Genomic DNA, 26,208 nt, shown 5'->3' with positions numbered 1-26,208 from the left:
AAATGAAAAAACTATTTTTAAGCTTAGTAGCAGCGGGCGTGTTATTATCGGCCTGCAACAGCAGCACAGCCGGTAATTCATCAACAACTACCGCTGATAGCGCGGCAAGTGCAGCCAATGCACCGGTAGCTAAATTTGAAAAAGAAAGCCACGATTTCGGCAAGATCAAAGAAGGCGACAAGGTATCGTACGATTTCAAGTTCACCAATACCGGTAAATCGCCGTTAATTATTACCAACGCGCGTGCTACCTGCGGCTGTACTACCCCTACCTGGCCAAAAGCACCAGTTAAACCCGGCGAAAGCGGCGTGATCAGCGTTACTTTTAACAGCGCAGGCAAAAGCGGTTTACAGGATAAACAAATAACCGTTACAGCAAACACCCAGCCCGCCGAAACTATGGTACATTTAATTGGCGAGGTTTTAAAAAAATAACAATTAATTTAAACAAATGATAGCTACTATTTTATTACAAGCCTCAGCAGGCGGCGGCTTAGGCAGCTACGGTTCATTGGTGCCAATGGTACTGATCATCGTGGTATTTTATTTTTTTATGATCCGCCCGCAGGTTAAAAAGCAAAAAGATCAAAAGAAATACGTTGAAGAACTAAAAAAAGGCGACAGGGTTATAACCACAGCCGGTATCCATGGCCGTATCATTGATTTGAACGATGCTACATTTTTGGTTGAGGTTGAAAACGGTAAAATCCGCTTTGACAAATCGGCCATATCACTTGAGGCTTCAAAGGCATTGAACACCCCGGCGGTTGAGAAAAAAGCTTAATTCTTTTAAGGCGAAAGGTTAAAGGTAAAAGGCGAAAGGCAGAAGCCGGTCGCTTGATACCAGAAACCTTTACCCAGATAAAATAAACAATGACGAAAGGTTAAAGGAAAAGGAACGCATGAAAGTGCTTGACCTTTCACCTTTAACCTTTCGCCTTTAACCTTAAATATGGCAATAGTAAAATTATCGGCAACAGAACGCAGGCGGCTCTCGGTATTTTTTACCTGTTTGTCGCTGGCCATCATTGCCTGGATTTTTACTACGCTTTCCGATCCTCTTCCTTACAGGGTAAAAAAGGTTTTAACTTTTAAAAATGCTCCGCAAAGGCGGGCTTTTCATTCGCTGCAGCCTGATACTGTGGATGCAACCATACAGGGTACCGGCTGGCAAATGCTGTTCTCCAGGATCAACAGCGATAATAAGCCGCTAACTGTTGACCTCCGCTCGCTCGAAACCCGAAATTATGTGGTTATTGACAGCACGCAACTTAAGCAGATCAACATAGGGAAAGACCCGGCCAACCGGATCTTATCCATTGACCCTGATACGCTTTATTTTGATTTCAGTAACCGCCTTATCAAAAAAGTCCCTGTGCAGCTTACCATGGGCGTTAGCTATCAAAAGCAATTTGCCGTATCGGGCAATATAACGGTGCGGCCGGCTTATGTAACCGTGAGCGGCCCTATTGAGCGCCTGAAGCAAATCACTTCGTGGAAAACAGACTCGCTTAAATTTAGTAATGTTAATGAAACCATTAATACCAGGGTTAATTTAAAGCCCAGCAATGAGGGCAACCTGAATGTTTATCCCCGCTCGGTACAGGCTATTGTCCCGGTTGATGAATTTACAGAAAAAACGCTGGAGATCCCGGTAAAGCTGATCAACAACAACAGTTATTATAACGTAAAAGTATTTCCGCAAAAAATTAAAGTAACCTTTACCACATCCTTAACCCGGTATGCCGATATTGATGAAGACCTGTTTGAAGCCGTTGCCGATCTTAACCTTTGGCGCGATAAGGGTTATACAGCCTTGCCGGTAAAACTTATCCATATGCCGCCCTTTTGTAAAGTTGTAAGGGTGTTTCCTGCCAATATTGACTTCTACATAAAAAAATAATGCTTAAAATAGGTTTAACCGGTAATATAGGCAGCGGCAAAACAACCGTGGCCCAGGTATTTGAGCTGCTTGGCATCCCTGTTTTTTATGCCGATGATGAAGCTAAAAAAGTAATGGTTACCGATAGGCTGCTTATTGAAGGTATTAAACAAGCTTTTGGCGCACAGGCCTATTTTGATGATGGCAGCCTGAACCGCAAGTATATATCGGGAATAGTTTTTAACAATAAAGCCGAACTTGAAAAACTTAACGCCCTGGTACATCCTGCCGTGTTCAGGGCTTTTGATAGGTTTGATCAGCTGCACAAGGATGCCCCTTATGTAATCCGCGAAGCAGCCATTTTATTTGAAAGCGGTTCATACAAAATGTGCGACAGGGCCATTATGATCACCGCTCCGCTTGAAGCCCGCATTGCCCGTGTTATGGAGCGCGACGGCATTAGCCGGGCCGATGTTGAAAACCGCGAGGCCCGCCAGCTATCGCAGGATGAAAAACTGAAACTGGCCAATGATGTAATTATAAACGACGGTAAACAGCTGGTTATACCCCAGGTACTGGCCCTGCATGAACTGTACTTATCGCTTGCCCGCAATTAATGATACTTGACGATTTTGTTTCTTTTGACGAAAAAGGGCTGTACTGCAAATACGGCGACTTTTATATCGACCCTCAACTGCCTGTAAAAACTGCCGTAATATCCCATGCCCATGCCGATCATGCCATAAGCGGTAACAACAACGTTTACTGCACCCGTGCCACAGCAAGCATTATGCAGCTAAGGTATGACCGTACCGCTGCTAAAGTTTTTAATATCGCGGCTTTTAACCAGCCGTTTGAGGTGGGCAGGGTTACGGTAACACTGATCCCGGCGGGGCATATGCTTGGTTCGGCACAAATACTGATGGAGTATGAAGGCTCAAGGTATTTATACACCGGCGATTATAAACTACAGCCCGATGCCACCTGCGAACCTATTGAATGGGTTACCACCGATGTGCTGATCACCGAAAGCACCTTTGCCAATCCGGCGATTATCCATCCCGATCCTGTTGCCGAAATCCGCAAGATCAATGATATCAAAAGCAACATTTTGCTTGGTGCGTATGCACTGGGTAAAAGCCAGCGGTTGATCAATCTCATTACCGAACATGTTCCGCAAAAAAAGATCCTGGTACACCATAAAATAATGCCCATCAATGCCATTTATGAACAGATGGGCTTCCACCCCGGCAAGTATCAAATTTACGGGCGCAAACTGATGAAGGTGCAGGATGAGTTTGTTTATATTGTGCCGCCTTTTACTTTCGACAGCTACATCAGGGCCACGGGAGTAAAACGCCTTTTTGCATCGGGATGGAAAAACCTGCAGGTTAACAGCCAGGATACCCTCTTTATATCCGACCATGTGGACTGGAACGATATCCTGCAAACCATCGTCGATACCAAACCCAAACAGGTGTGGACACTTCACGGTAAGGGCGATCATCTGAAAGCTTATTTTAAAGATGATATCTTTGTAAAAATTCTGAACTGATGTTGCAGGAAGGCATTGATTATTATATCAACAAAGACGGCAATTTTGTTTTTACGGAAGCATACCATTTAAAGCGGGGCTATTGCTGTAAAAACAAGTGCCTGCATTGTCCCTGGGGTTATGGCAAGGTAAAATTGTTTGGAAATAACACTGAATCAGATGATAGCGCTAAATAAATCAATGTTAAATTAAAAATAATTAAACATATTTGCATCCCATTCATTACTACTATTATGCGAATAGAAGACGAAATACAAAGTACCAATTTTGAAGACAACTACCACAAAGTAGCCATTAACGTGGCATACACGCAAGGTTGGCTGGCTAATTATTTTCGTTGCCATTTTGAAAAACATAATATTACCCAGCAGCAGTTCAATATACTGCGCATCCTGCGCGGCCAATATCCAAAACCAGCTACCATAAATTTGCTGAAGGAAAGGATGATTGATAAAATGTCGGATGCATCGCGCATTGTTGACCGCCTTGTTCAAAAAGGCCTGGTGTCACGCTGCACCAATAATAAAGACAGGCGCGCCGTGGATATCCGCATCAGCGAAGAAGGCCTTGCAACCCTTTCAAAAATGGATGCCGAGTTTAAAACTAAGGAGATCCTAAGCAATAACCTCACCGAAGATGAAGCAGCAACGCTAAGTGATCTATTGGACAAAATGCGGGGATAAGCTTTTGAGGCGGTTGATTTGAGGCGAAAGGGAAAAGGTTAAAGGCGAAAGGTTTTTTGCCTTGATTGCACCAATCAAAAAAAATGTCATTTCCTTTGGTCTAACAAGAGAAAAATAATAGAAATAGTTATTGTTGGAAAAGGGGGGTGCAGGGGGTGTTAAAAACTAAAAAGTTAACGTCCCCTCAGGGTCTCTCGCAGAGGACTCTGAGGCATACGCTATGCGGATTCACTATTCTGAATATCCTGGCAGATGTTTAGAATGTGGTGAACCTCAGGGTCCTCTGCGAGAGACCCTGAGGAGACATGAAAACCACGTCATTGCGAGGCACGAAGCAATCGCGGACTATACAGAGCGACTCTGCTGATCGGGGATTGCTTCGTGCCTCGCAATGACGGTGTGAGAAACAATGGGGATATTTTATGCCTTAAAAGCCGCTACTTCATCCTTCAGTATCGCCAGCACTTCCGGCCTCCCCCGCTGCCGCAAGCCCAATGTCATTAAGTTAGCGAATAAGTTACTAATAATCAGTTATTTATCTTTATTTAATTGATTATTTTTCCTATATTTAATTCATAATCAATTAGTTAAAGTGCAAAAAAAACCTCATTTTTAATCATAGAAAAATTGAGGGAGACAATTTTCAGCAAGGAGCTTGCTCTGAAGTTTAAGATGAATGAACAAGACTTTACCAGGAACAGAAAGCAGCCTTTTAGTTCAACTTTGCTATTTATGTTCAATTTATTAAGAAGAAGCCTTGCCATTGAAATAGATGGCTTCGTACGTTATTTGAATGAGCATTTTTCTTTTGGCAATGCCCGCTCTTTTACCTCAAGCGCTTTTATTCAGAACCGGAAAAAGATCGATCCAGCCGTTTTCAGTCACCTTTCAAATGTGATTATTGAGAACTTTTACACGACAGACAACGAGACGGCAAACTATTTAAATGGTATTAGGATACTGGTTGTTGATAGCACCAAACTTACTTTACCTTATACTGCCGAATTAAAAAAGTGCTATGGCGTAATGAAAAATCAGTCCACAGTGGAAGTTGTACAAGCAAGAGCATCTGTTTTATACGATGTTTTAAATGGCTTAGTCTTAGATGCAGCTTTAGATGGTTTGAATAAAGGGGAAAGGGAACTCGCGCTAAGGCATAACCAAAAATGGAAAAAGAAAGACCTGATCATATATGACAGAGGATACCCTTCTTACGATTTTATACATGAGCATGTTAAATTGGGGGCTGATTGTTTGATACGGGTAACAGTAGCGAATTTTTCGTTCGCTACTACCTTTGTAGCCGGCGGTAAGAAATCTGTAGTTACGGAAATATATCCCTCAGAAAGTCATTCACTAAAAGATAAGGATTATGATAAAAATACTCCGTTAAAAGTGCGTTTATTAAGGGTTGACCTTCCGAGCGGAGAAGTAGAGGTACTGATAACAACTTTGTTGGATAGTACTAAATACCCTGCTAAACTGTTTAAAAAGCTATATTTCATGCGATGGGGAGTTGAGACCTTTTATGATGAATTAAAGAACAAACTTAAGGTCGAACACTTCACAGGTTACTCACAAGCGAGCATATTGCAGGATTTTTATTGTGCCATTTTTATCAGCAATCTTCAATCGGTTATTGTAAATGATCTGGAACCGGAATTGTCTATACAAAATGAAGCCAAAAAATACGATTACAAGGTAAATACAAACCTCTCTTATGGGTTCTTAAAAAACAGGATATTAGAATTGCTTTGTAAACAAGCCCCTTTAGAATCTGTATTTCAGGAATTAGAAGCTTTGTTTATTAAACATACTATCCCGGTGAGAAATAATCGAACGTTCCCAAGACATGCCGGTAAATACAGAGCCAGGATCAGACCTAAAGTAACTAAAAATCAAAAAGATGCAATCTAAAACCAACTTAACTTAATGACATTGGCCGCAAGCCTCCCGGCTTGTGGCCCGCGTTTGGTCAGCAGCTCAATGAGACGCTTGCATAGCTTAGCATGATGGCCACAAGCGAGGACGCTTGTGGTAGCGATAGTTTACGTTACAAACGTAAACCCACGTTAAGCACTCGTTACAAACGAGCGCAAGAAATAAACTATACAGAGCGGCTCTGCTGATCGGGGATTGCTTCATGCCTCACAATGACGGTGTGAGAAACAATGGGGTATTTTATGCCTTAAAAGCCGCTACTTCATCCTTCAGTATCGCCAGCACTTCCGGCCTCACATTACCGAAGAAAGACACACCCATAGCCCCATTTTTCAACGCCACCTGGATGCCGAGGCGAATTTCGTCGTCGCTTTTAAAATCAGATAAATACAAGCCTGCATACAGCGGGAACCTTCCGGCCAGGAAATGAACGCCTTCGGCTACGGCATTGCCTATCCAGCTTACGCCTTCTTTATAAAAACCGTGGTATATCATGGGGCAGATGCCATCCATGTTCCAGTTTGTCCAGTCCTGCCTTACGTTACGGCGGGCTACTTCGGGTGTTGGGAATACGGCTGCAGTTATTTGTTTTTTATGCTGGTGGGCCACGGTCGAGATACCGTTAACCACCCGGGTAATATTGTTGTACCTGAACAAGCGCCACGAAAGGCTGGCTTCGGGGTATTGGATCTGGTCAAGATCCTGGTTATATTCTTCTTTGAATTTGGCTTTGCAAACATCGCAGTAGCAAAAGTCATATTCGGGCAGCTCTTTGGTTTGCTCAATTTTATATTTATCCCAAAGGTTTACCGGTAATACAACATCGCAGTAACGTACGTAATCCAGATGGATACCATCGATATAATCTTTGGCTAAAATATCATCGACAGTTTTGGTTAAATACTCCTGCACTTCAGGGCGCGACGGGCAAAGCCAGCGGTAATACTGCACATAAGGCGGATGATCGGCACATGATTCGCCTTTACGGTTTTTGCTGTACCATTCGGGCTTTTCGTTTACCAGCTCGGCACGGTTAAAAGTCCAGATCCAGCGGTGGGCTTCCAGGCCTTTAGCTTTGGCAGCGCGGAAATGGCGCTCGCTGTCGTTCTCGAAAAATATGCCGGTTATACCCGATGCTTTGTAGGAAGCGTAACGGGTGGCCAGCTCGTCATCAGTATCTTTCTGGTTAGGGTTGATCCATACCCAGTTTTTCATGGCCTTTTTCTTGCTGCTTTTGGCAGCTTCAACAGCGGCATTGCTTACTAAGGGCAACTGGGCAGCCACGCCGGCCAGTAAACCGGCCTTTAAAAATTCGCGCTTATTCATGGAGTTTAGGGATTATCTGTTGCTGCACCAGGCCATCCTGGTCAATGGTATAGGTGGCATTGGTTTTAGTATCACTAATATAAGTTATAAACTGATGAGCGGTTGCTTCGAGCTTAAGTTCGTTAGCATGGCCTGCAACTGTTACCTTATTTTCAATACCTAATTTGTTTAACGAGGTGAGGTACTCATGATGATCTTTAAACCACTGCTTTTGCTTGTAATAAACCAGCCACAGGTATTTCTTTTGCTCTTCGGCATAAGGCATTTTAAACGCAGCCTCATCAAACTCATGATCGCTAAACAGCAGATAGCCCCAGCGTTCGGGGTAATGCATGTTGATAAGTCCCTGGTTGCTCCATACCCAGTTATGCTCCGGCAAACCATGCCCGGCATTATCCTGCAGCTTTACATATTTGCCGTTCTGCACTTTAGTATCATACTGCACCCGCGAAAAATTGATACGCCACGTGGTGCCATCTTTTATCACAGCCCGGTTAAAGCCGCCGGCTATGGCTTTAAATGGAATAGCCATTTCAACCGTCCAGCCTTGATCAGTATCCGAAGGATCATTTAGCGTGCCCTGAACTTTTACCGCCGACCGTAACCCATGCGTATCCCAACCGGTTACAGCAGCCCCGTTATTACGATAAGGCCTGGTTAAAAACAAATCGAAAATGGTGTTGAGGGCATTCACCTCAATTTCAAAATATTTATGCGTGCTGTTAGTGGGATCGATAAACAACTCAAAGTCATTGTCGCGGTAAACAATATCATCATGATGTTTAAGCGTAGCCCAAACATGTGGATCTCTGATCCGGGCTGCTACATACAGGCAGCTATCACCCCAAAGCATTTTAACGTTGGTTTGCAGCGGCGGCTGTGGTTTAAGGCGGCCTTCAATATCCTGGAAATCTTTAGTCCATTTGGCCTGCTGCCATACAGCATCTTCCACATCGCCATCAATTACCGGTGCTTGCTTAACATGCTTTACAACGTAGCTTTCAGGAACAGTAAATAGATCAGGAAAACCTTGAAAAACATCCTGTGCCTTCACCAGCCCGGGCAGTGCAAATAAAGCAGCAGTTAATACCGGTTTAATAAAATGGCTCGGGCGGGCGCTTATCCATTTCATTTACTGCCCAGCGCTAAGATATAATCAAACTCTTCGCGCTTTACACCCATCACCGATAAACGCCCCTGCCTTACCAGTCCTATATCCTGTAATTTAGGGTCGGCTTTGATCTGCTCAAGGGTTACCGGGGTTTTCAGGGCTTCAACCGGGGCCAGGTCAACAACTACCCAATTGGTATCATCGGTTGTGGGGTCCTGGTAGGCTTCCTTCACTACTTTGGCTATACCTACAATCTCTTTTCCTTCGTTGCTGTGGTAAAATAAAACCAGATCGCCTTCCTTCATTTCCCTGAGGTTATTGCGTGCCTGGTAATTGCGCACGCCATCCCAAAAGGTACGACCATCCTTATTAAATTTTTCCCAGCTATATTTAAAGGGCTCACTTTTTACTAACCAATGTTGCATTTGTACGGTATAATTTTTTTGTAGCGTAAAAATGTAAAAAAGGGAGCACAAACTAAAATGCCCTATGGACATACAGGGCATTGTTACATTGAAATTACGGGGTGGAGTGGTAATGTAGGGGTTAATAAACCCATTACTTATTCATTACTGGTCAACAACTGGGTTAACCTTTTAGCGTTCTGCGCATTGATAGCGTTTGTTAAGGGAACAGAGGTATAAACAGCTATTCCCTGGTCGTCATCGGGGTGATAACTCAGCATGAGTTTTACCGTGCGCGAATCCCACAGGTAAACGTCCTGGTAATCATCGGGTTTTGCAGTGAAGGTACCGTACCAGTGCAAAAATTTACTGAGCATTTTGTATCCCTGGTTGCGGTTAAAGAAAACATAAATATTTACAATTTTATTTTGCCAGGTACGTACACATATATGGCTTGCTATTAACCCACCTTCCAGTTCCAGTTGCTTGTCAGAGTGATATTCATAGGTAACACAGCTATCAGCGTCAGGCTTGCTGCCTTCACCATCAATGTAAGTTAAACCCTGCTCCTGCTCGCCGGTTAATAAACCGCCTAAATTAAATCCGCCAATCCCGTTGCGGGCCCTTAAATAGGCCAGCGACCCAACTTTCCCCGCCTGCGAAAAACCCGGCGAATGTAAACACATGATAATCAAAAGCCCCGTAACTACTCTGTAGGGCAAGTAGCAAAAAAACTTAGCTTTCATATCCTCCTCCTTCGTTTTACAATGGCTAAATCAGCACCGTAACAGGGGGGGTACTTAAGCCATTGAGTAAAACGAATTTGAAGAAATAATTAGCTGATTATCAAACCCTAATAACGATTGTATCACAAATTGAGCTGCTTTTACACTTTATTGCACAGATATCTGTTTACTTCTTTCGCAACAATGTATAATAAACCGAAAAAAACTTTAGATACTAATCAGTCAGCATATATTCTTTAAGCTCAGCCTGTAATTTTACGGCCTGCGTAATGAGGGATTTATCTTTGATGTACTGCTCAAAAGCGACATCGGGACCGATAAGGTTTTCTTTAAAAATGTCCTTAAATCTTGAGTACTTTAATGCCAGGTTCCACTTGCTTTTCATGTATTCAAAAACCTGTTCATCCTCGTCTTTCAGCATCGAATAATTAATAACTACAAAAGCATTCCGGGGCAGTGTTTCAATACCTTTCAGAATGTCCCGGTTATAAGCTATCCAAACTTTTAAGTATTCGGTAGCGTATTCATTATAAAACTGCGCCATGCGGCGCGACCGTCTGAATTTCATCCATACCAGCCTTGAAAAATATTTACGCGCCATGTATCTGTCTTCCACCCATTTAAATTCGCGCCGCAAAAGTGAGCTCACTACCGACTGATAATCGCGCAGGATAACCAGGTAGCAGGCATCGGGCAGCAGTTCTTTATATACATCCAGGAACAGGCAGGTCCGCGGGTCCTTCCAGCCCCATTGGTCGTACAACTGTTGTTTAACTTTAATGATGCTTTTAAGCTTTTCCTTTTCGTACAAGGTAAACTGCGCCACATGCTCAACCGTAAGCCCCGTTGTTGGCAGGTTATGACCGGCCAGGATCTCTTCGTGCATTTTTAAAAATTCGATATCCTCAAAATGCCCTTCAACATTGCCGTGCCCGCCGGGCACCAGTTTTTCGCCTGTTTGCAGGCCGCATTTGCTTAACCATTGGGTAATAAGCGAGGTTCCGGAACGGTGCATCCCGGTAATGATCAGTACTCTTTTTTGCATAAATCTTTATAAGCTCCTTTTTTGTCAGGAATAGCTTGGTATCTTATTAGTCTGCTTAACAGGATGCAGGTTATTTATAATATAATAAAGCAGTGAAGAGGTACTTTGTTGTATGGTATAATTGCAGGTATCAATATACAGGTCGGGCTTAACAGGTACATCAAACCTATCGTTAACACCTGTCAGGTTAGTTAGTTTATCAGGATGCCCATCGGGCAGCAGCGCCCTTTTGTACAAGCCTTTGGTATCGCGGCTTATCAACTTTTTCACGGGGCAATCAATATGAATAATGCTTACATGGTTATATTTTTCGGCAAGTTCCTGCCTGATATCATCATATGGATTTATGGCGCTCACAATGGTAACAATACCCTGCGCGCTGAAGCGGCTGGCTACAAACCCGAGGCGGCGAATGTTTTCGTTCCGGTCTTCTTTACTAAAGCCCAGGTCGCGGCAAAGTGCTGCGCGGTACTCATCACCGTCAATGATTTCAATTTTAATACCCAGGCTTGTTAATTCGGCGGCTACACTTTTTGCCAAAGTAGTTTTTCCCGCACCTGATAATCCGCAAAATAAAAGTATCATGCCTTAATTTTTTATTTAGTATGCCTTATTGATCAGCTTAACATATTGCTTAGGATAAGTGAACTTAGGAAATTAATCGGCTGATGAATTTTGTTACATTGTAAATAATCAATTACATGTAAACCAGGGAGGTAGAAAGTCAGGCTAAAAATCGGCCTATACCGGCTAAAAATGAAGTTTTAATAAATAACCGTATGTATACGGTCAAACACTAACCAACGCTACACTTAACAAAAATGTTACATTATTTAACTTATTAGAAATGATCCTGGAGCGCTTTTTTAAATTTCTTTAGCAACAGGCTTCTCTTTATCCGGCATGAAAAGCAAAACAAGGGAACCTATTTGCAGCAGGTCGATTATGACAGCGATGCAGCCCGCATATATGTTTGCCTTAAAAGTTGCGGGCAGATTTATAACATCAGGTGTTATGGTTAAGATTAGTAAGCCTAATAACAGCCATTTTGCCCATTTATAACCCCGTCTGATAAAAAAAGCCAGTAAAAGTAAAATACCCAGCGCAATGCAGGTAGCTAAAGCGATTTGAAAAGAAGCCGACCTTCCCCCGTTCAAATAATAATAAACCAGGTACAAAACCGCCGATACGCGGATCATGCCGGATGCTATATTGGCTTTTGATTGGGAGGATAGGGTCATAACAGTTAAGGTGAAAGTAATATCAATGCAAGATCTTAAACATCAGCTCTTTCATCAGCTCCCCATGCGGGGCATTTGATTCAACACCTTTGCTTTTCAGATCATACTCGCGCAGGTAACTGATCACCTGGAAAACTTTACCGAGCGGGTAGTTGCGGGCGGCCTGCTCATAATCTTTTATAAAATAAGGATTAACACCCATTTCACGGGCGAGGTTTTGCGGGGTCTTATCCTTCACATAATGGTACACCAGCACCTTGCTAAAAAAGTTGTTCAGGTTGCCCAGCACCAAAACAATAGGGTTTGATTTGGGATTGGCTTCAAAGTAATTGATGATCTGGTTTACCTTGTAAGCATCTTTTTTAGTAAGCGCCGTTTGCAGTTCAAATACATTGTACTCCTTACTGATACCAATATTATCCTGGATATGCTTCAGGGTAATCTCCTGCCCGGAGCTAACATTCAGCATCAGTTTTTCGAGCTCATTGGCTATTTTGGACAGATCGTTACCCAGGTACTCGGCAATCATGGCCGATCCCTGCTGGTTCATTTTATAGCCTTTATCGCTTACAAACCCCTCAATCCAGGCCGGCACCTTATTGTCATACAACGTAGCCGACTCAAAGATAAGCCCATTCTTTTCAATGGCCTTATAGGTTTTCTTGCGCTTATCAAACTTGCCGTACTTGTAGCAAAAAACAAGGATGGTGCTTGGCAGGGGATTTTCGAGATAACTCAATACCGGGTCGATGCTTTTTTTATTATCATCGTCCTTTCCCCATTTCATGTCCTGTGCCTCTTTTACCAGCACCACCTGATAATCGGCCATCATGGGGTAACGCTTGGCAGCGTTGAGCACGGTCATGATGTCGGTATCCTTGCCATAAACTACGGTTTGGTTAAAGCCGCGTTCATGTTCGGGCAATACATGGTGCTCAACGTAGTTGCTTACCAGGTCGATAAAATAAGGTTCCTCACCATGCAGCAGGTACAGTGGTTTAAACTTACGGTTCTTAAGGTCCTTTAATATCTCGGCAGCAGTCATATTTCGCAGTCAAAAGTACTAAGTCGAAAGTCAAAAGTGGAATGTATTTTTATTTAGGGAAATAAGGTGTCGGAAATCATCCTATTTTTTGTCAGCAGAAAAGTTTCGGGCGAAAACAGGCAGAACAATGATGGCCTTGTGCGATGGTAAAGGCATCAGCGAATTTTGTCGCAGGGGAGGTGTAAAGGTCGGGCAAAATTTAGCAGCCGCGGTTCTGCCTGTTTTGCAGCGGGGCCTGTGCGGCAAAGAAACCTCTCTGCTGACTTGATTTATTCGCAGATTATTTTTGTTTTATCGGTACTCATGAGTCCGCTACGCTCAGTTTTTGGTTACTTTTGTATCAAGACAAAAGTAACAGCCCTCCCGCGGCAATTGAGCGGGCCAATGTTCTTTGTTAATGACATTACTTATTGTTTACTCCTAATTGAAAAATGCTCCAACCGCTTAACCTCCCACCCTACCCTTTTAAAATAAGCGACGATAACGGCACACTGACCCTTTTTGACGAGATCCGTAAGAAAACCATCATCATTACGCCCGAAGAGTGGGTACGCCAGCATTTTGTACAATACCTTATCAAACAAAAAAGCTACCCCCGCTCATTAATTAAGCTGGAAGGCGGCCTTAAGCTCAATACGCTGCAAAAACGTACCGACATTGTAGTTTTTAACTCCAGCGGCGAACGCATTTTAATGATTGAGTGCAAAGCCCCATCGGTAACTATCGATCAAAAAACCTTCGACCAGATTGCCCGGTATAACATGGTGCATAAGGTTCCATTGCTGGCGGTAAGCAATGGCCTGCAGCATTATTATTGTACCATTGATCATGAAAAATGTACTTACCAGTTTATTGAGGAGTTGCCGGGGTATGTTAAGGGTTAGCGCAAAATATATGGAATCGTCATTGCGAGGTACGAAGCAATCCCTAACTGTACAGGGAAACTTGCATAGCTGCCCTGCTAATCGGGGATTGCTTCGTACCTCGCAATGACGCTTTTTGGAATAGCCCTTTAATTAAAGGGCTGCATTAATTTATCCTCAATAAAATGTTATGATTACAGTTATCTAATCCCTATTTTGGCGTTCATAACCTCATCAATTATAACATCCTTACTATGAAAATTTACAGCAAAGCAATTGTATTGGCTTCAGTACTGATAGCTGTCAGTTGTATAGCATCTGCCCAGGAAGCTAAACTCCCTACTCAATGGACAAATACCGCCCTACAAGCTGAAATCCCGTTGTCTGAATACCCCCGCCCTCAGTTGCAACGCAACGACTGGCTCTGCCTTAACGGACATTGGGATTACCGTGGCGGTAAAGCCGCCCCTAATGCTTTGAATCCTCAAACGCCGGCATCTTTTGATGACAAGCCGGATAAAATACTTGTGCCTTATTGCCCTGAATCGGTATTATCCGGTGTACAGCGTAAACAGGAGATTAATATGTGGTACCGCCGAAACTTTGAAGTGCCCGAAAAATGGCAAAACAAACACGTTATTATTCATTTTGGGGCAGTAGATCATGACGCCACCGTTTTTGTGAATGGTAAAAAAGCAGGTTCGCACTCGGGCGGGTACGATTCATTCAGCTTTGACATTACCTCATATCTTAACAAAGGCAGTAATACCCTTATTGTTGCCGCTCATGACCCAAATGATGGCAAAACACCATCGGGCAAAAACGGCCCGCGCGGCGACTATACCTTTTCGTCGGGCATCTGGCAAACCGTTTGGCTGGAACCCGTAAATGAATCATATATTAAAAACATCCGCCTCTTGCCCGACGTTGAAGGCAAACGCTTAAAAGTATTTGTTAATAGTACTGGTACGGGCAAGATCAGGGCAGTTGCCTTAAACAATGGCAAAGAAGTTTCGCAGGTTAGCGCAACAGGCGGCTCGTATTTCTATATGCCAATTGACAACCCTGTTTTATGGTCGCCCGATTTTCCGTTTTTGTACGACCTGAAACTTACGCTTTACAATGCCGACGGCGGCGAAGCAGACGAGGTTAAAAGCTATTTCGGTATGCGCGATATTAAACTGGGTAAGCTTAATGGCGTGATCAGGCCGCTCATAAATGGCAAATTCATCATGCAGCTCGGCTTGCTTGACCAAGGCTACTGGCCCGACGGAGTTTTAACCGCGCCTACAGAAGAAGCCCTTAAGTTTGATATACAATACACCAAAAAGGCCGGCTACAACCTGATCCGTAAACACATGAAAACCGAGCCGCAGCGTTTTTATTACTGGGCCGATAAAATGGGGCTATTGGTTTGGCAGGATATGCCGGCCATATGGTATCAGAATGAAGATACTACCAAAAACAGGAAGGTTTACCGGAAGGAATTAAAAGCCATTATTGACGATCATTATAACTCGCCTTCCATTATTACATGGGTACCCTTTAATGAAAACTGGGGCGCCTTTGATGTGAACAGTATCACCAATTGGGTTAAACAATATGATCCGTCGCGATTGGTTAACGGCAACTCGGGCTTTAACAATAACCCCAGCTACCAAAAACCTTACGGCGATCCGGGCAATGGCGATTATGTGGATACACATATTTATGTTGGCCCGTACGGTGCCTCTGTTCCGGATGGCCGCCGGGCCGCCTCGCTGGGCGAATTTGGGGGCGTTGGCCTGTTTGTTCGCGGGCATATGTGGCCGGTTCACAATAATGCCTACGATTACGAACCAACCAAAGCCAGGCTTACCGACCGTTACGTTTTTTTACTTGATGAAGTAGAGCAGCTTATGAAATATAAAGGATTAAGTGTTGCCATATATACCCAAACCACCGATGTTGAACACGAAGTAAACGGCGTTTTAACCTACGACAGGGCTGTTGAAAAAATGGAGATAGAAAGGGTACGGGAAGTGAACCAGGCTGTAATTAAGGAGGGGGATAAATTGAATAAGAGCCCCCTCTAATCTCCCCCGGTAGGGGAGACTTTTTTGTTGTTAGTTTTTGAAGCCCTCCCCGGAAGGGAGGGCTTGGGTGGAGCTTACACCACCTACTCCACGCGTTACGGCGTTACGTAAGCAACCAAAAAGCTTAATATAGTAATATGAAATAACGTGATTAAAAGAGTATTAGGGATTGTTAGTGACAACACCATAAGTGTTCGGAAGATTCTTAATTCCCTCCCCTGGGAGGGGCGCGGCTGGATTGCGTAGTGGCAGGGAGGGGTTTATACGCCATTGCAAGCGAATAAGCCTGTCGATGAAACCCCTCCCTACACCCTCCCTGGGGCTACAGTGTGTACACATCTTTTAAATAAAAGAAAATGTCATTTCGATTGAGCAGGGGCGGGCTAAGAAGTGGGGCGAAAGAGAAATCTTCTACATCAGGCTCTACAATCATACTTATAAAAGCAGGGCGTAGAAGATTTCTCCTCACCCCCCTGCGCGCGAATTCTCCCACCAGGTTCGTTCGAAATGACATTTTTTTCAATTATTGATAGAATTTAAAAGATGTGTACACACAGTAGCTCCCAGGGGAGGGAATCGCACATCCCTACGCTTTTTTATTTCTTCCGAACATTTATAGTGACAACACCAACGATGGCGTTGTTTTTAAAGCCCTCCCTTCCGGGGAGGGTTTGGGTGGGGCTTACACCTTATTCAAAGTATAATTACTAAGCTTCTCCAGCAGCTCATCCGGTTTAAATGGCTTGGATACATAGTCGTTCATGCCGGCCTCGTATACCTGTTCTTTGATATCAAAAAGTGCGGAAGCAGTAAGTGCTATGATGGGTATGCCCGATTTTTTAGGATCGGCCATTTTACGGATCTCTTTAGATGCATCAAAACCGTTCATCACCGGCATCTGGAGGTCCATTAATACAATGTCAAAATTGCCATATTGCATAAACTCAACTGCCCGTTCGCCATTTTCGGCAATGGTTGGGTTTATATTCCACTTGCTCAGCAATTTCTTCATCAGCATCACATTAACCATATTATCTTCGGCAATAAGCACACGCAAACAGGCCAGCGGGTTTTTTGCCGATTGTTTAGCTTCCGGCGCAGCCACTACTACGGGCAATACTTCTGTTGATACAGGAAATTCCATATGAAAAGAAAACTCTGATCCTTGTCCCATTCTGCTGTTAACGGTCATTTGCAGTTCCTGCAGCTCGAGCAAACGCTTAACTATGGCCAGGCCAAGCCCGGTGCCGCCATACTCGCGGGTAGTAGCCAATGACTCCTGCGTAAATGGCTCAAATATATTTTCAAGGTTCTCTTTTTCGATACCGATGCCTGTATCCCTTACCGAAAAATTTACGGTAACGGTATTATGCCTGTCTTCCACACAAGTAACCCTCACCCATATGTTTCCCTGCGGCGTAAATTTTATAGCGTTGCTCACCAGGTTAAAAATGATCTGGGTAATGCGGGTAGGGTCGCCAAAAAGCACTTTGTCTTTCAGCGAGCTATCAACATCAAGCTTAAAAAGCAGTCCTTTCTCTTCGGCCTTCAGTATTTGCCCGCCGCAAATATTATGCATCAGCTCAATAAGGTTAAAGCGGATGTTTTCAAACACCACTTTCCCCGATTCAATTTTGCTGAAATCAAGCACGTCATTGACAATGGCTAACAGGTTATTGGCCGAAAACTTAAGAATTTCGAGGTTCTCCCGCTGGTCGGGCCGCGGGCTGCTCATCATCAGCAAATTACTCATCCCTATAACCGCATTTAACGGCGTACGGATTTCGTGCGACATGGTTGACAGGAACTCCGATTTGGCCTGGGCCGATTTTTCTGCCTTTTCAATAGCCGTTTCCATCTTATTGTAAAGCCTGGCCTGCTCCCTGCTGCTATCTTTAAGGTGCTTGATATTTTTTAAGAAGGCAGTATAAAAATGACTATGGATAAAAATGAGCAGTATAAAATTGGCAAACAGGCTGATGATGATGGTAGACTGGTCAATTTTATTAGGTTTTATACTAATAATGTACCCGCTGTTGTACTCAATGATCATAAATACCAAAACCGGTACCGTATTAAGCAACGAGTACATGAGCCCCCATTGCTGGCCAAGCATATAATAGCTGAATACGATGACAATAATAATTACCTGCACGGTAATGATATTTACCGTTTGCATAGAGGCATAAACCAGGCTGGTATTAACAAGGGTACCCACAATAAGCAGGGCATGCGCTGCGCCGCGCCAGTCGGGCCGCCAGGTTAAATACTTAAATAACACTACTATCGCTCCCATCAAAAACAGGGCGGTATAGGCAAGCATTTTTTGGTTTTGGAAATAAACGTTCAGGTAAAGCGCCCCAAGGGCAACAAAAATAAGGAAGAACCCATAATACAATAAACGAATCCGGGCCTGGTCAAGGAACGATTGCTCCTTCGACAAAATCTTATAAATTGATAAGTTAAAAAAACTTACTTTATTACTCATATTCAGAACTTAACATTGGCCCTGCAATTGAACAAGCTGCCACACAGCAATCAAAATACTGTATGGTAGCTTGTTACGCAAAGCCTGTAAGTTCTGCAATTAGCAAGCCAAAGCTGCTAAGTTTTCTTCAATGATCGTTAATTTGGCTTCGGCATCGGCCTTTTTCTTTTGCTCCACCTCAATAACTTCGGGTTTTGCATTGGCCATAAAGCGTTCGTTACCCAATTTGGCATTAACCGATTTCAGGAAACCCAGCAGGTATTCCTGCTCTTTTTTTAATCGCGCACACTCGGCAACCGGGTCAATTTCTTCGCTGAAAGGAATATAAAACTCATCTGTTGAGGCTAAGAAATTAATAGCCCCTTCAATTTTATCGGCTACGGATTCAAACTTACTGATGTTGGCAAGCCTTGCAATGATAGCTTCGTACTGGCCGTAATTGATCCCTGAATTTGATTTAACAAACAACTCAAGCGGTTCTTTGTCAGAAATTTGTTTTGTTTTGCGGGTATTCCTGATGTTGGTTACAACATCCTTAACAAGCTCTGTTTCATTCAATAAGCGTGAATTTATTTCCCCAATAGCGGGCAATTGCGCTACAATACAGCAGTCTGTTTCAGTACGTTCACCAAACAGCTCATCATGCCATAATTCTTCGGTAAGAAAAGGCATAAAAGGGTGCAATACCTTCAAAATATTCCCGAAGAATTGAATAGTAGCCGTATAAGTAGCCTGATCAATAGGGTGCTGATAAGCAGGCTTGATCATTTCCAGGTACCATGCGCAAAAATCATCCCATACCAGCTTATAGGTATCCATCAGGGCCTCTGATAAACGGTACTGGGCAAAGTTGGCTTCAATTTCGGTCAGGGCCTGGTTAAACCTGCTGCCAAACCATTCAATGGCTACGGCGTTAGGATTAGCCAGGTTTTCATCAACCTCCCAGCCTTTTACCAGTTTAAACGCGTTCCATACTTTGTTGGCAAAACCGCTGCCCTGTTTGCAGTAGCTTTCATCAAACATTAAGTCGTTACCGGCAGGTGAGCATAGCAGCATACCTACACGTACGCCATCGGCGCCGTAAGTCTCGATCAGGTCAAGCGGATCGGGCGAGTTGCCTAATGATTTTGACATTTTGCGGCCCTGTTTATCCCTTACGATACCGGTTAGGTACACGTTCCGGAACGGTACTTCGCCCCTGAACTCATGACCGGCCATGATCATCCTGGCAACCCAGAAAAACAAGATCTCCGGCGCGGTAACCAGGTCGTTAGTTGGGTAGTAATAGTTGATATCGGCATTGTTAGGGTCTTTAAAGCCATCAAATACCGAAATTGGCCATAACCATGATGAAAACCAGGTATCAACCACGTCTTCGTCTTGTCTTAAATCTTCAGATTTGAGATCTGAGATTTGAGATTTGAGATTTTTTGCTTCTTCAAAAGCCTCTTCCCTGTTCTTAGCAATCACAAAATCGCCGTTTGGCAGGTACCATGCCGGGATCTGCTGTCCCCACCATAACTGGCGGCTGATATTCCAGTCCCTTACATTCTCCATCCAATGGCGGTAAGTGTTCACAAACTTTTCGGGGATCAGCTTGATCTCGCCGTTCAATACATAATCCAAAGCAGGTTTAGCCATCTCGCCCATTTTGCAAAACCACTGCATAGATAGTTTTGGCTCAATAACCGCGTTGGTACGTTCACTGAAACCAACCTGCGATTTATATTCTTCAACTTTTTCCAGTACGCCGGCTTCTTCCAGCAGTACTGCTATCTTTTTACGGGCAGCAAAACGGTCTTCACCAACCAATATCTGTGCTTTTTCATTCAGCGTACCATCATCATTCAGGATATCGATAACGGGCAGGTTATGGCGCTGGCCCAGTTCATAGTCATTCAAATCATGCGCAGGAGTAACTTTCAAACAGCCGGTACCAAAATCCATGGTTACGTAGTTATCCAGTATCACCGGGATCTCACGGTTGATCAGCGGGATGTATACCTTTTTACCATGCAGGTGCAGATAACGCTCGTCGTTAGGGTTGATACAAATAGCAGCATCAGCCATAATGGTTTCCGGGCGGGTAGTAGCGATGGTTAAGAAGTCCGCAAGTCCGGAAGTCCGTGAGTCCGAAAGTTCGTTACTTTCTGACTTTTCAACTTCCGGACTTTCCGACTTTCCGACTTCCGGACTTTCCTGACTTTCCAGACTTTCCGACTTAACAGCATAGCGGATATAATAGAGCTTCTGGTTAACTTCTTTACGAATAACTTCCTCATCACTTACCGCGGTTTTGCCCTGCGGGTCCCAGTTGATCATGCGGATACCGCGGTAGATCAGCCCTTTTTTATACAAGTGGATAAACGTATCAATAACCGCTTCCGAAAGGCTCTCGTCCATGGTAAACCTGGTACGGTCCCAATCGCATGAGGCGCCTAATTTTTTAAGCTGTTCCAGGATAATGCCGCCGTATTTTTCCTTCCACTCCCAGGCGTAGGTTAAAAACTCTTCGCGGGTAAGGTCTTTTTTGCTGATGCCGCGTTCTTTAAGCATGGCAACAACTTTGGCTTCGGTGGCAATACTGGCGTGGTCGGTACCGGGGACCCAGCAGGCATTTTTGCCTTTCATACGGGCGCGGCGAACCAGCACATCCTGAATAGTATTGTTAAGCATGTGCCCCATGTGCAAAACCCCGGTAACATTTGGCGGCGGAATCACTATAGTGTAAGGCTCACGCTCGTCGGGCACCGACTTAAAAAAGCCGTGCTGTAACCAGTAACTGTACCATTTTTCTTCGGTTTCTTTAGGGATATATGTTTTAGCAATACTCATAACGCGCAAAAATACGATAGTTAGCGGTTCATAGCCAAAGGTTGAGGGATTTTTTTGTGCTTGGTTCATGGTTGATAGTTCATAGATCATGGTTCATAGCTGGATAATAGCCGTTATTTAACGATGAGCCCGTGCGCGGGCCGCATTAGGGAAGTCTGAACCTGGATTAAACGGATTAATGGATTAACCGGATTTTTGTTCCCGCGCATTGTCATCATCAAAGCTATGCCCCCTTTTTTTCCGCTAATCCAACCGTAAACCATGATCTACGAACTAACCACAAACCACCACCAAACCATGAACCACGATCCATGAACCATGAACCCTTTTCCACTCCCACAATATTTTTACAATTAACCAGTTATTATATATGTAACATTCAAATTGTCATGAAAACAATACCCTTACACCGTTTCTGGCTTGATATTTTGAAAAAAACAAAGCTCGACGCCATTATCAACTGGTTCAATCACTAACGGCCTGCCCCCGGCCATTTTTGCTTAATACCTGTTATTTGTTAACTTTAATTTTTAAGTATTGACATGAAATTAAAGTTTAACTATTTATTACTGGTTGCCGGTCTTGGCATGTCGGTAAATGTTTTCGCTGTAGATGGCCCCAAACCCGTAAAGCCAAAGCACAAAACTGCTGCTCCTCCTAAAAAATTTATTGATCCCGCCAACATGGACCTGAGCGTAAAGCCCGGCGACGATTTTTTTGAATATGCCAATGGCAGCTGGTTAAAACAAAACGGCATCCCGGCCAAAGAAGCCCGCTGGGGCAGCTTCAATATTCTCCGCCAGGAAAATACAGATAAACTGATCGGCCTGCTGAACGAAGTAAGCCGGATATCGGCTTCACAGCCCAAAGGCAGCCTGAAACAACGCGTTGGCGATCTGTATGCCAGCGGAATGGATAGTTTAACCATCGAAAAACGCGGTTACGACCCTCTCAAAGCTGATCTGCAGCGCATTGGCCGGTTAAAAACCCTTGATGATTTTATTAATGAACTGATTTATGAACGTGTTAATGGGTTAAACTCGCCCATTTTCAGGTTTGGAGTGGATCAGGACGAAAAGAATGTAAACAAATACATCATAAACCTTGGCCAGGGCGGCATCACCCTGCCCGACAGGGATTATTACCTCAAAAACGATCCGCGTTCAAAAAAGGCCCAGGAGGCTTTGAAAAAGTTCGCTGTAACCTTGTTCACCCTTACCGGAAGCAGCCCCGATGAAGCAGCCAAAAATGCGGCTATAGTTTATGACCTGGAATATACCTGGGCCAAAGCACAGTTGAGCCGTGTAGCCATGCGCGATCCGCATGTTACCTATAATAAGTTCCTGGTGGCCGACTTTGAAAAGCAGACCCCTCACTTAAAATGGTCAAAAATATTACCGGCCCTTAATGCCGGCGGACAGGACAGCATCCTGGTTGGTCAACCATCGTTTTTCAGAACTACCGACTCCTTATTTGCCGCTACCCCGGTTGCTAAATTGAGAGTATACCTGCAATGGAGTATGTTAAGAGGAGGGGCCAATGGGTTAAGTTCGGACTTTGTTAACGCAAACTTTGCCTACAACACCGTGCTAAGCGGTCAAAAAGTACAGACACCACGTACCGAGCGTACAAGTGCCCTTGTTGACGGCAACATCGGCGAATTACTGGGTCAGCTTTTTGTTGAAAAATATTTTACACCTGCCGCTAAACAATACATGGTTGATTTGGTGAATAACCTTAAAGAAACCCTCGGCGACCGGATTAAACGCCTTGACTGGATGAGCCCGGCAACCAAAGAACGCGCGCTTAAAAAGCTCAATGCCTTTACGGTAAAGATCGGCTATCCTGATCATTGGGAAAAATACGATGGCCTGGTAATTAACCGCGATGATTACTTTGGCAACCTGCGTGCGCTAAATAAATGGCGTTACAATTTTAACGTAACACGTTTAGGCAAACCGGTTGATAAAACCCGCTGGGGAATGACACCGCCAACCGTTAACGCCTATTACAACCCCACCAATAACGAGATTGTGTTCCCTGCCGGGATACTACAGTTCCCTTTCTTTGATTTTAATGCTGATGATGCTGTTAATTACGGCGGTATTGGCGCTGTGATAGGTCACGAAATGACCCACGGTTTTGACGACTCGGGCCGCCAGTACGATGCCGACGGCACCCTACGCGACTGGTGGACAAAAGATGATGCCGACAAATTCAAGTCGCGTGCCGACCAGGTTGTAAAGCAGTACGATGCTTTCACTGTTCTTGATTCCCTGCATGTAAACGGCAAACTTACCCTTGGCGAAAACCTGGCCGACCTTGGCGGCTTGAACATCGCTTATGAAGCTTTCAGCAAAACCAAACAGGGCCAGTCGGCCAATACTATTGACGGCTTTACGCCCGATCAGCGCTTCTTTTTATCATGGGCACAGGTATGGCGAGCTTCTCAAACTCCCGAGTCGGCAGCGCAAAGGATCCTGACAGATCCGCACTCGCCCGAGCGGTTCCGTGCCAATGCGCCTATAACCAATATCAATGCGTGGTACAAAGCGTTTGACGTAAAACCCGGCGATAAAATGTATAAAAAACCAGAAGACAGGACGAAGATCTGGTAAGCAAAATTTTGTTTTTTTGATGCAACAGGCCCGATTGATGAACCGGGCCTGTTGTGTTTTATAAAATATTGGCATAAATCCTCCCTGCTTATGGCTCAAAAGCGCCTGTGCCTGTTTGTAATTTCGCAGTAGCTTTATGTCATAAACCTTTAAAACAATGAAAACAATATTTGATAAAGAAACCCGCGACGGCCTGATCAGCAGGATCAACTTACTTGATGAAAACAGCAAACCGCAATGGGGCAAAATGAACGTTTATCAAATGTTGAAACATTGCACCCTTTCCGAAGAAATGTACCTGGGGATTAAAACGTATAAACGCACGTTCATTGGTCGCCTGTTTGGCAAAGTGGCGCTGAACGGCATGCTCAGGGATGATAGTCCGTTAGGAAAGAATGCCCCTACCGTTCCGCATTGCAAAGTAACTGAACAAAACGGCGACGTAGCGGCTCAGAAAAAACAATGGATTGAACTTGTTGAGGAATATGGCAAGACTTCAAAAACTGATTTTGAGCATTCGTTTTTCGGAAAAATGACCAGGAAGCAGATGGGCCAATTAGCATACAAACATGTTGACCATCATTTGAGGCAGTTTAGTAATTAAAGCATGCTGAAAAATTCCCACACGAATTCCTTTCAAACTCATCACAATTAATCGAATTACACGAATGTCAATTAACTCCCAATTCAAAATTGGTGTGATTCGATTAATTCCCAAAAATTAGTGTAAAGATTCTTTGTTGATCGTTTTCTGATCTGCACTAACGACCCGCTTCACACATTCACACAAAACCGCTCAATATTTACACCACTCAAACATTGCACGAGTAAAACATATTGCCTAAGCATTATCTTTGCTGCAAATATGATCATTCAGCAATTTTACGATAAAGGCCTGGCGCACGGTTCATATGCCGTTATCCGCACGGGCAAAATGATAGTTATTGACCCGGCCCGTAACCCGCAGCCTTACTATGACTTTGCGGCCCAGCATGATGCCGATATTGTGGGGGTTATTGAAACCCACCCGCATGCCGATTTTGTAAGCTCGCACCTGGAAATTCACCAAACCACAGGCGCTGTTATTTATTGCAGCAAACTCACCGGTGCAGCATATCCGCACGAAACCTTTGATGACGGCGACGTTATCCAGCTCAACGATATCAAATTAAAAGCCATCAATACCCCAGGCCACTCGCCCGATTCTATCTGTATTTTACTGGTAGATGAAGAAGGCCGCGAAACAGCCATCTTTACCGGCGATACACTGTTTGTTGGCGATGTGGGCAGACCGGACTTACGGGAGAACGTGGGTAATATCACCGCTAAAAAAGAGGAACTCGCCCGCCAGATGTTCCAGAGTACCCGGCAAAAACTCATGACCCTGCCCAAAAACGTAGTGGTGTACCCGGCGCACGGCCCCGGTTCATTATGCGGTAAAAGCATGAGCCCCGACCTGGAAAGCACCATCGGTCGCGAACTGCGCGAAAACTATGCTTTGCAACTCATGGACGAACTGGAGTTTGTTAAAACCCTCACCACCGATCAGCCTTTTATGCCCAAGTACTTTGGCCGCGATGTGGAGTTGAATAAAAATGGGATATCGGGTTTTGAGGACAGCATTACAGCTGTACCACGTATTGATGAAGGCAGCGTTTTGGAAGATGATATTTTAATTGTTGATTCCCGCCCCAAAGCACAGTTCAGGAGTGGCCACCTGCATGGCGCCATCAACCTGCAGGATGGTGAAAAGTTTGAAACCTGGCTGGGTTCTGTGATTGGCCCCGATGAGCAGTTTTATCTCATTGCCGAAAATGATGATAAGCTTGATATCCTGATTAAAAAAGCAGCCAAAATTGGCTACGAACAAAATATCAAAGGCGCATTGTTAGCCCCTGTAAACACTAATGAAGTATCTCCGGATCTTAATTTAGATGCGTTCAGGGCAAATGAAAATGATTACACTATAGTTGATGTACGTAACCATGGCGAAGTTGCCGCAGGCAAAGTATTTAAAAATGCCATCAGCATCCCCCTGCCCGAACTGCGCGAACGTGTTGGCGAAATCCCTTCGGATAAACCAATCGTGGTGCATTGTGCGGCAGGTTACCGTTCAGCCGCAGGCGTAAGCATTGTTTCGGCTGCAATAAATGCCGTGCCCGTTTATGATCTTGGCGAGGTGGTTACGGAGATGATAAAAGAGGTTCACTGATAATCTTAAAAAAAAACCGTCATTGCGAGGAACGAAGCAATCCCCGATTGGCAGAGCGGCCATGCGAATTTCTCCGTACAGTTAGGGATTGCTTCGTTGCTTATAATGACGTGATTGTAAGTTTGTTGATTATCAATTG

General features: G+C 44.1%; 23 protein-coding genes. 13 read left to right on the top strand and 10 right to left on the bottom strand.

Going from position 1 to position 26,208, the window contains the following annotated elements:
• Window positions 1-2 precede the first annotated feature (2 nt).
• From SNE26_RS01280 to SNE26_RS01245, 8 genes are all read left to right on the top strand, one after another.
• Window positions 3-434, top strand: coding sequence for a DUF1573 domain-containing protein (locus tag SNE26_RS01280; RefSeq protein ID WP_321557581.1), 432 nt, complete (start codon window positions 3-5; stop codon window positions 432-434).
• A 16-nt stretch (window positions 435-450) separates the two neighbouring features.
• Window positions 451-783: a preprotein translocase subunit YajC gene (gene yajC, locus SNE26_RS01275; RefSeq protein ID WP_321557580.1), complete on the top strand. Its 333-nt coding sequence runs from the start codon at window positions 451-453 to the stop codon at window positions 781-783.
• A gap of 168 nt (window positions 784-951) precedes the next feature.
• Window positions 952-1,902 carry a YbbR-like domain-containing protein gene (locus tag SNE26_RS01270; RefSeq protein WP_321557579.1) on the top strand — a complete coding sequence of 317 codons (951 nt, stop codon included), beginning with the start codon at window positions 952-954 and terminating at the stop codon, window positions 1,900-1,902.
• The gene (gene coaE, locus SNE26_RS01265) at window positions 1,902-2,498 is read left to right on the top strand and encodes a dephospho-CoA kinase (protein WP_321557578.1); all 597 of its coding nucleotides are present in this window, start codon (window positions 1,902-1,904) and stop codon (window positions 2,496-2,498) included. Before SNE26_RS01270 ends, coaE begins: the two co-directional genes overlap by 1 nt.
• Window positions 2,498-3,436 (top strand): MBL fold metallo-hydrolase, encoded by a 939-nt coding sequence (locus SNE26_RS01260; RefSeq protein WP_321557577.1) that lies wholly within the window; start codon window positions 2,498-2,500, stop codon window positions 3,434-3,436. The genes coaE and SNE26_RS01260 overlap by 1 nt, the downstream gene beginning before the upstream one ends.
• Complete coding sequence (locus SNE26_RS01255) at window positions 3,436-3,612, top strand: DUF5522 domain-containing protein (RefSeq protein WP_321557576.1); 177 nt, start codon at window positions 3,436-3,438, stop codon at window positions 3,610-3,612. Before SNE26_RS01260 ends, SNE26_RS01255 begins: the two co-directional genes overlap by 1 nt.
• A gap of 57 nt (window positions 3,613-3,669) precedes the next feature.
• Window positions 3,670-4,119, top strand: coding sequence for a MarR family winged helix-turn-helix transcriptional regulator (locus SNE26_RS01250; protein WP_091175216.1), 450 nt, complete (start codon window positions 3,670-3,672; stop codon window positions 4,117-4,119).
• A 627-nt stretch (window positions 4,120-4,746) separates the two neighbouring features.
• Window positions 4,747-6,036 (top strand): IS4 family transposase, encoded by a 1,290-nt coding sequence (locus tag SNE26_RS01245; protein WP_321555129.1) that lies wholly within the window; start codon window positions 4,747-4,749, stop codon window positions 6,034-6,036.
• Window positions 6,037-6,300: 264 nt separating this feature from the next.
• Here SNE26_RS01245 and SNE26_RS01240 read toward each other — a convergent pair whose 3' ends face one another.
• From SNE26_RS01240 to holA, 8 genes are all read right to left on the bottom strand, one after another.
• Complete coding sequence (locus tag SNE26_RS01240) at window positions 6,301-7,386, bottom strand: family 10 glycosylhydrolase (RefSeq protein ID WP_321557575.1); 1,086 nt, start codon at window positions 7,384-7,386, stop codon at window positions 6,301-6,303.
• Complete coding sequence (locus SNE26_RS01235) at window positions 7,379-8,518, bottom strand: carbohydrate-binding family 9-like protein (protein WP_321557574.1); 1,140 nt, start codon at window positions 8,516-8,518, stop codon at window positions 7,379-7,381. The genes SNE26_RS01240 and SNE26_RS01235 overlap by 8 nt, the downstream gene beginning before the upstream one ends.
• The gene (locus SNE26_RS01230; protein ID WP_090528071.1) at window positions 8,515-8,922 is read right to left on the bottom strand and encodes an EVE domain-containing protein; all 408 of its coding nucleotides are present in this window, start codon (window positions 8,920-8,922) and stop codon (window positions 8,515-8,517) included. The genes SNE26_RS01235 and SNE26_RS01230 overlap by 4 nt, the downstream gene beginning before the upstream one ends.
• Before the next feature lie 137 nt (window positions 8,923-9,059).
• Window positions 9,060-9,587: a hypothetical protein gene (locus tag SNE26_RS01225; RefSeq protein WP_321557573.1), complete on the bottom strand. Its 528-nt coding sequence runs from the start codon at window positions 9,585-9,587 to the stop codon at window positions 9,060-9,062.
• Between the two features lie 274 nt (window positions 9,588-9,861).
• The gene (locus tag SNE26_RS01220; protein ID WP_321557572.1) at window positions 9,862-10,692 is read right to left on the bottom strand and encodes a sulfotransferase; all 831 of its coding nucleotides are present in this window, start codon (window positions 10,690-10,692) and stop codon (window positions 9,862-9,864) included.
• Between the two features lie 24 nt (window positions 10,693-10,716).
• Complete coding sequence (gene cysC, locus SNE26_RS01215; RefSeq protein WP_321557571.1) at window positions 10,717-11,277, bottom strand: adenylyl-sulfate kinase; 561 nt, start codon at window positions 11,275-11,277, stop codon at window positions 10,717-10,719.
• Between the two features lie 281 nt (window positions 11,278-11,558).
• The gene (locus tag SNE26_RS01210) at window positions 11,559-11,933 is read right to left on the bottom strand and encodes a hypothetical protein (protein WP_321557570.1); all 375 of its coding nucleotides are present in this window, start codon (window positions 11,931-11,933) and stop codon (window positions 11,559-11,561) included.
• 22 nt (window positions 11,934-11,955) lie between these two features.
• Entirely contained in the window at window positions 11,956-12,978 is a 1,023-nt protein-coding gene (gene holA / locus SNE26_RS01205) for a DNA polymerase III subunit delta (RefSeq protein WP_321557569.1), read from the bottom strand.
• Window positions 12,979-13,409: 431 nt separating this feature from the next.
• Here holA and SNE26_RS01200 point away from each other — a divergent pair, with 431 nt between their 5' ends.
• On the top strand, window positions 13,410-13,862 hold the full coding sequence (locus tag SNE26_RS01200) for a type I restriction enzyme HsdR N-terminal domain-containing protein (RefSeq protein ID WP_321557568.1): 453 nt from the start codon (window positions 13,410-13,412) through the stop codon (window positions 13,860-13,862).
• Window positions 13,863-14,095: 233 nt separating this feature from the next.
• Complete coding sequence (locus SNE26_RS01195) at window positions 14,096-15,916, top strand: sugar-binding domain-containing protein (RefSeq protein WP_321557567.1); 1,821 nt, start codon at window positions 14,096-14,098, stop codon at window positions 15,914-15,916.
• Window positions 15,917-16,598: 682 nt separating this feature from the next.
• On the opposite strand, the gene SNE26_RS01190 is transcribed toward SNE26_RS01195, so the two are convergent.
• Together SNE26_RS01190 and SNE26_RS01185 are read right to left on the bottom strand one after the other, a co-directional pair.
• Window positions 16,599-18,404 (bottom strand): ATP-binding protein, encoded by a 1,806-nt coding sequence (locus SNE26_RS01190; RefSeq protein ID WP_321557566.1) that lies wholly within the window; start codon window positions 18,402-18,404, stop codon window positions 16,599-16,601.
• 99 nt (window positions 18,405-18,503) lie between these two features.
• Window positions 18,504-21,239 (bottom strand): valine--tRNA ligase, encoded by a 2,736-nt coding sequence (locus SNE26_RS01185; protein ID WP_321560064.1) that lies wholly within the window; start codon window positions 21,237-21,239, stop codon window positions 18,504-18,506.
• Window positions 21,240-21,781: 542 nt separating this feature from the next.
• Between SNE26_RS01185 and SNE26_RS01180 the strand changes: the two genes are divergently transcribed.
• The 3 genes from SNE26_RS01180 (at window position 21,782) to SNE26_RS01170 (ending at window position 26,069) form a co-directional block, all read left to right on the top strand.
• Complete coding sequence (locus SNE26_RS01180) at window positions 21,782-23,857, top strand: M13 family metallopeptidase (protein ID WP_321557565.1); 2,076 nt, start codon at window positions 21,782-21,784, stop codon at window positions 23,855-23,857.
• Between the two features lie 157 nt (window positions 23,858-24,014).
• Complete coding sequence (locus SNE26_RS01175; protein WP_321557564.1) at window positions 24,015-24,461, top strand: DUF1569 domain-containing protein; 447 nt, start codon at window positions 24,015-24,017, stop codon at window positions 24,459-24,461.
• 261 nt (window positions 24,462-24,722) lie between these two features.
• Window positions 24,723-26,069 carry an MBL fold metallo-hydrolase gene (locus SNE26_RS01170; RefSeq protein WP_321557563.1) on the top strand — a complete coding sequence of 449 codons (1,347 nt, stop codon included), beginning with the start codon at window positions 24,723-24,725 and terminating at the stop codon, window positions 26,067-26,069.
• Window positions 26,070-26,208: the final 139 nt, after the last annotated feature.

The sequence above is a fragment of the Mucilaginibacter sp. cycad4 genome (genome assembly GCF_034263275.1).
Lineage (GTDB): Bacteria > Bacteroidota > Bacteroidia > Sphingobacteriales > Sphingobacteriaceae > Mucilaginibacter.
Note: the sequence above shows the minus strand (reverse complement) of the source record. Positions and strands in the feature narration are given on the sequence as shown.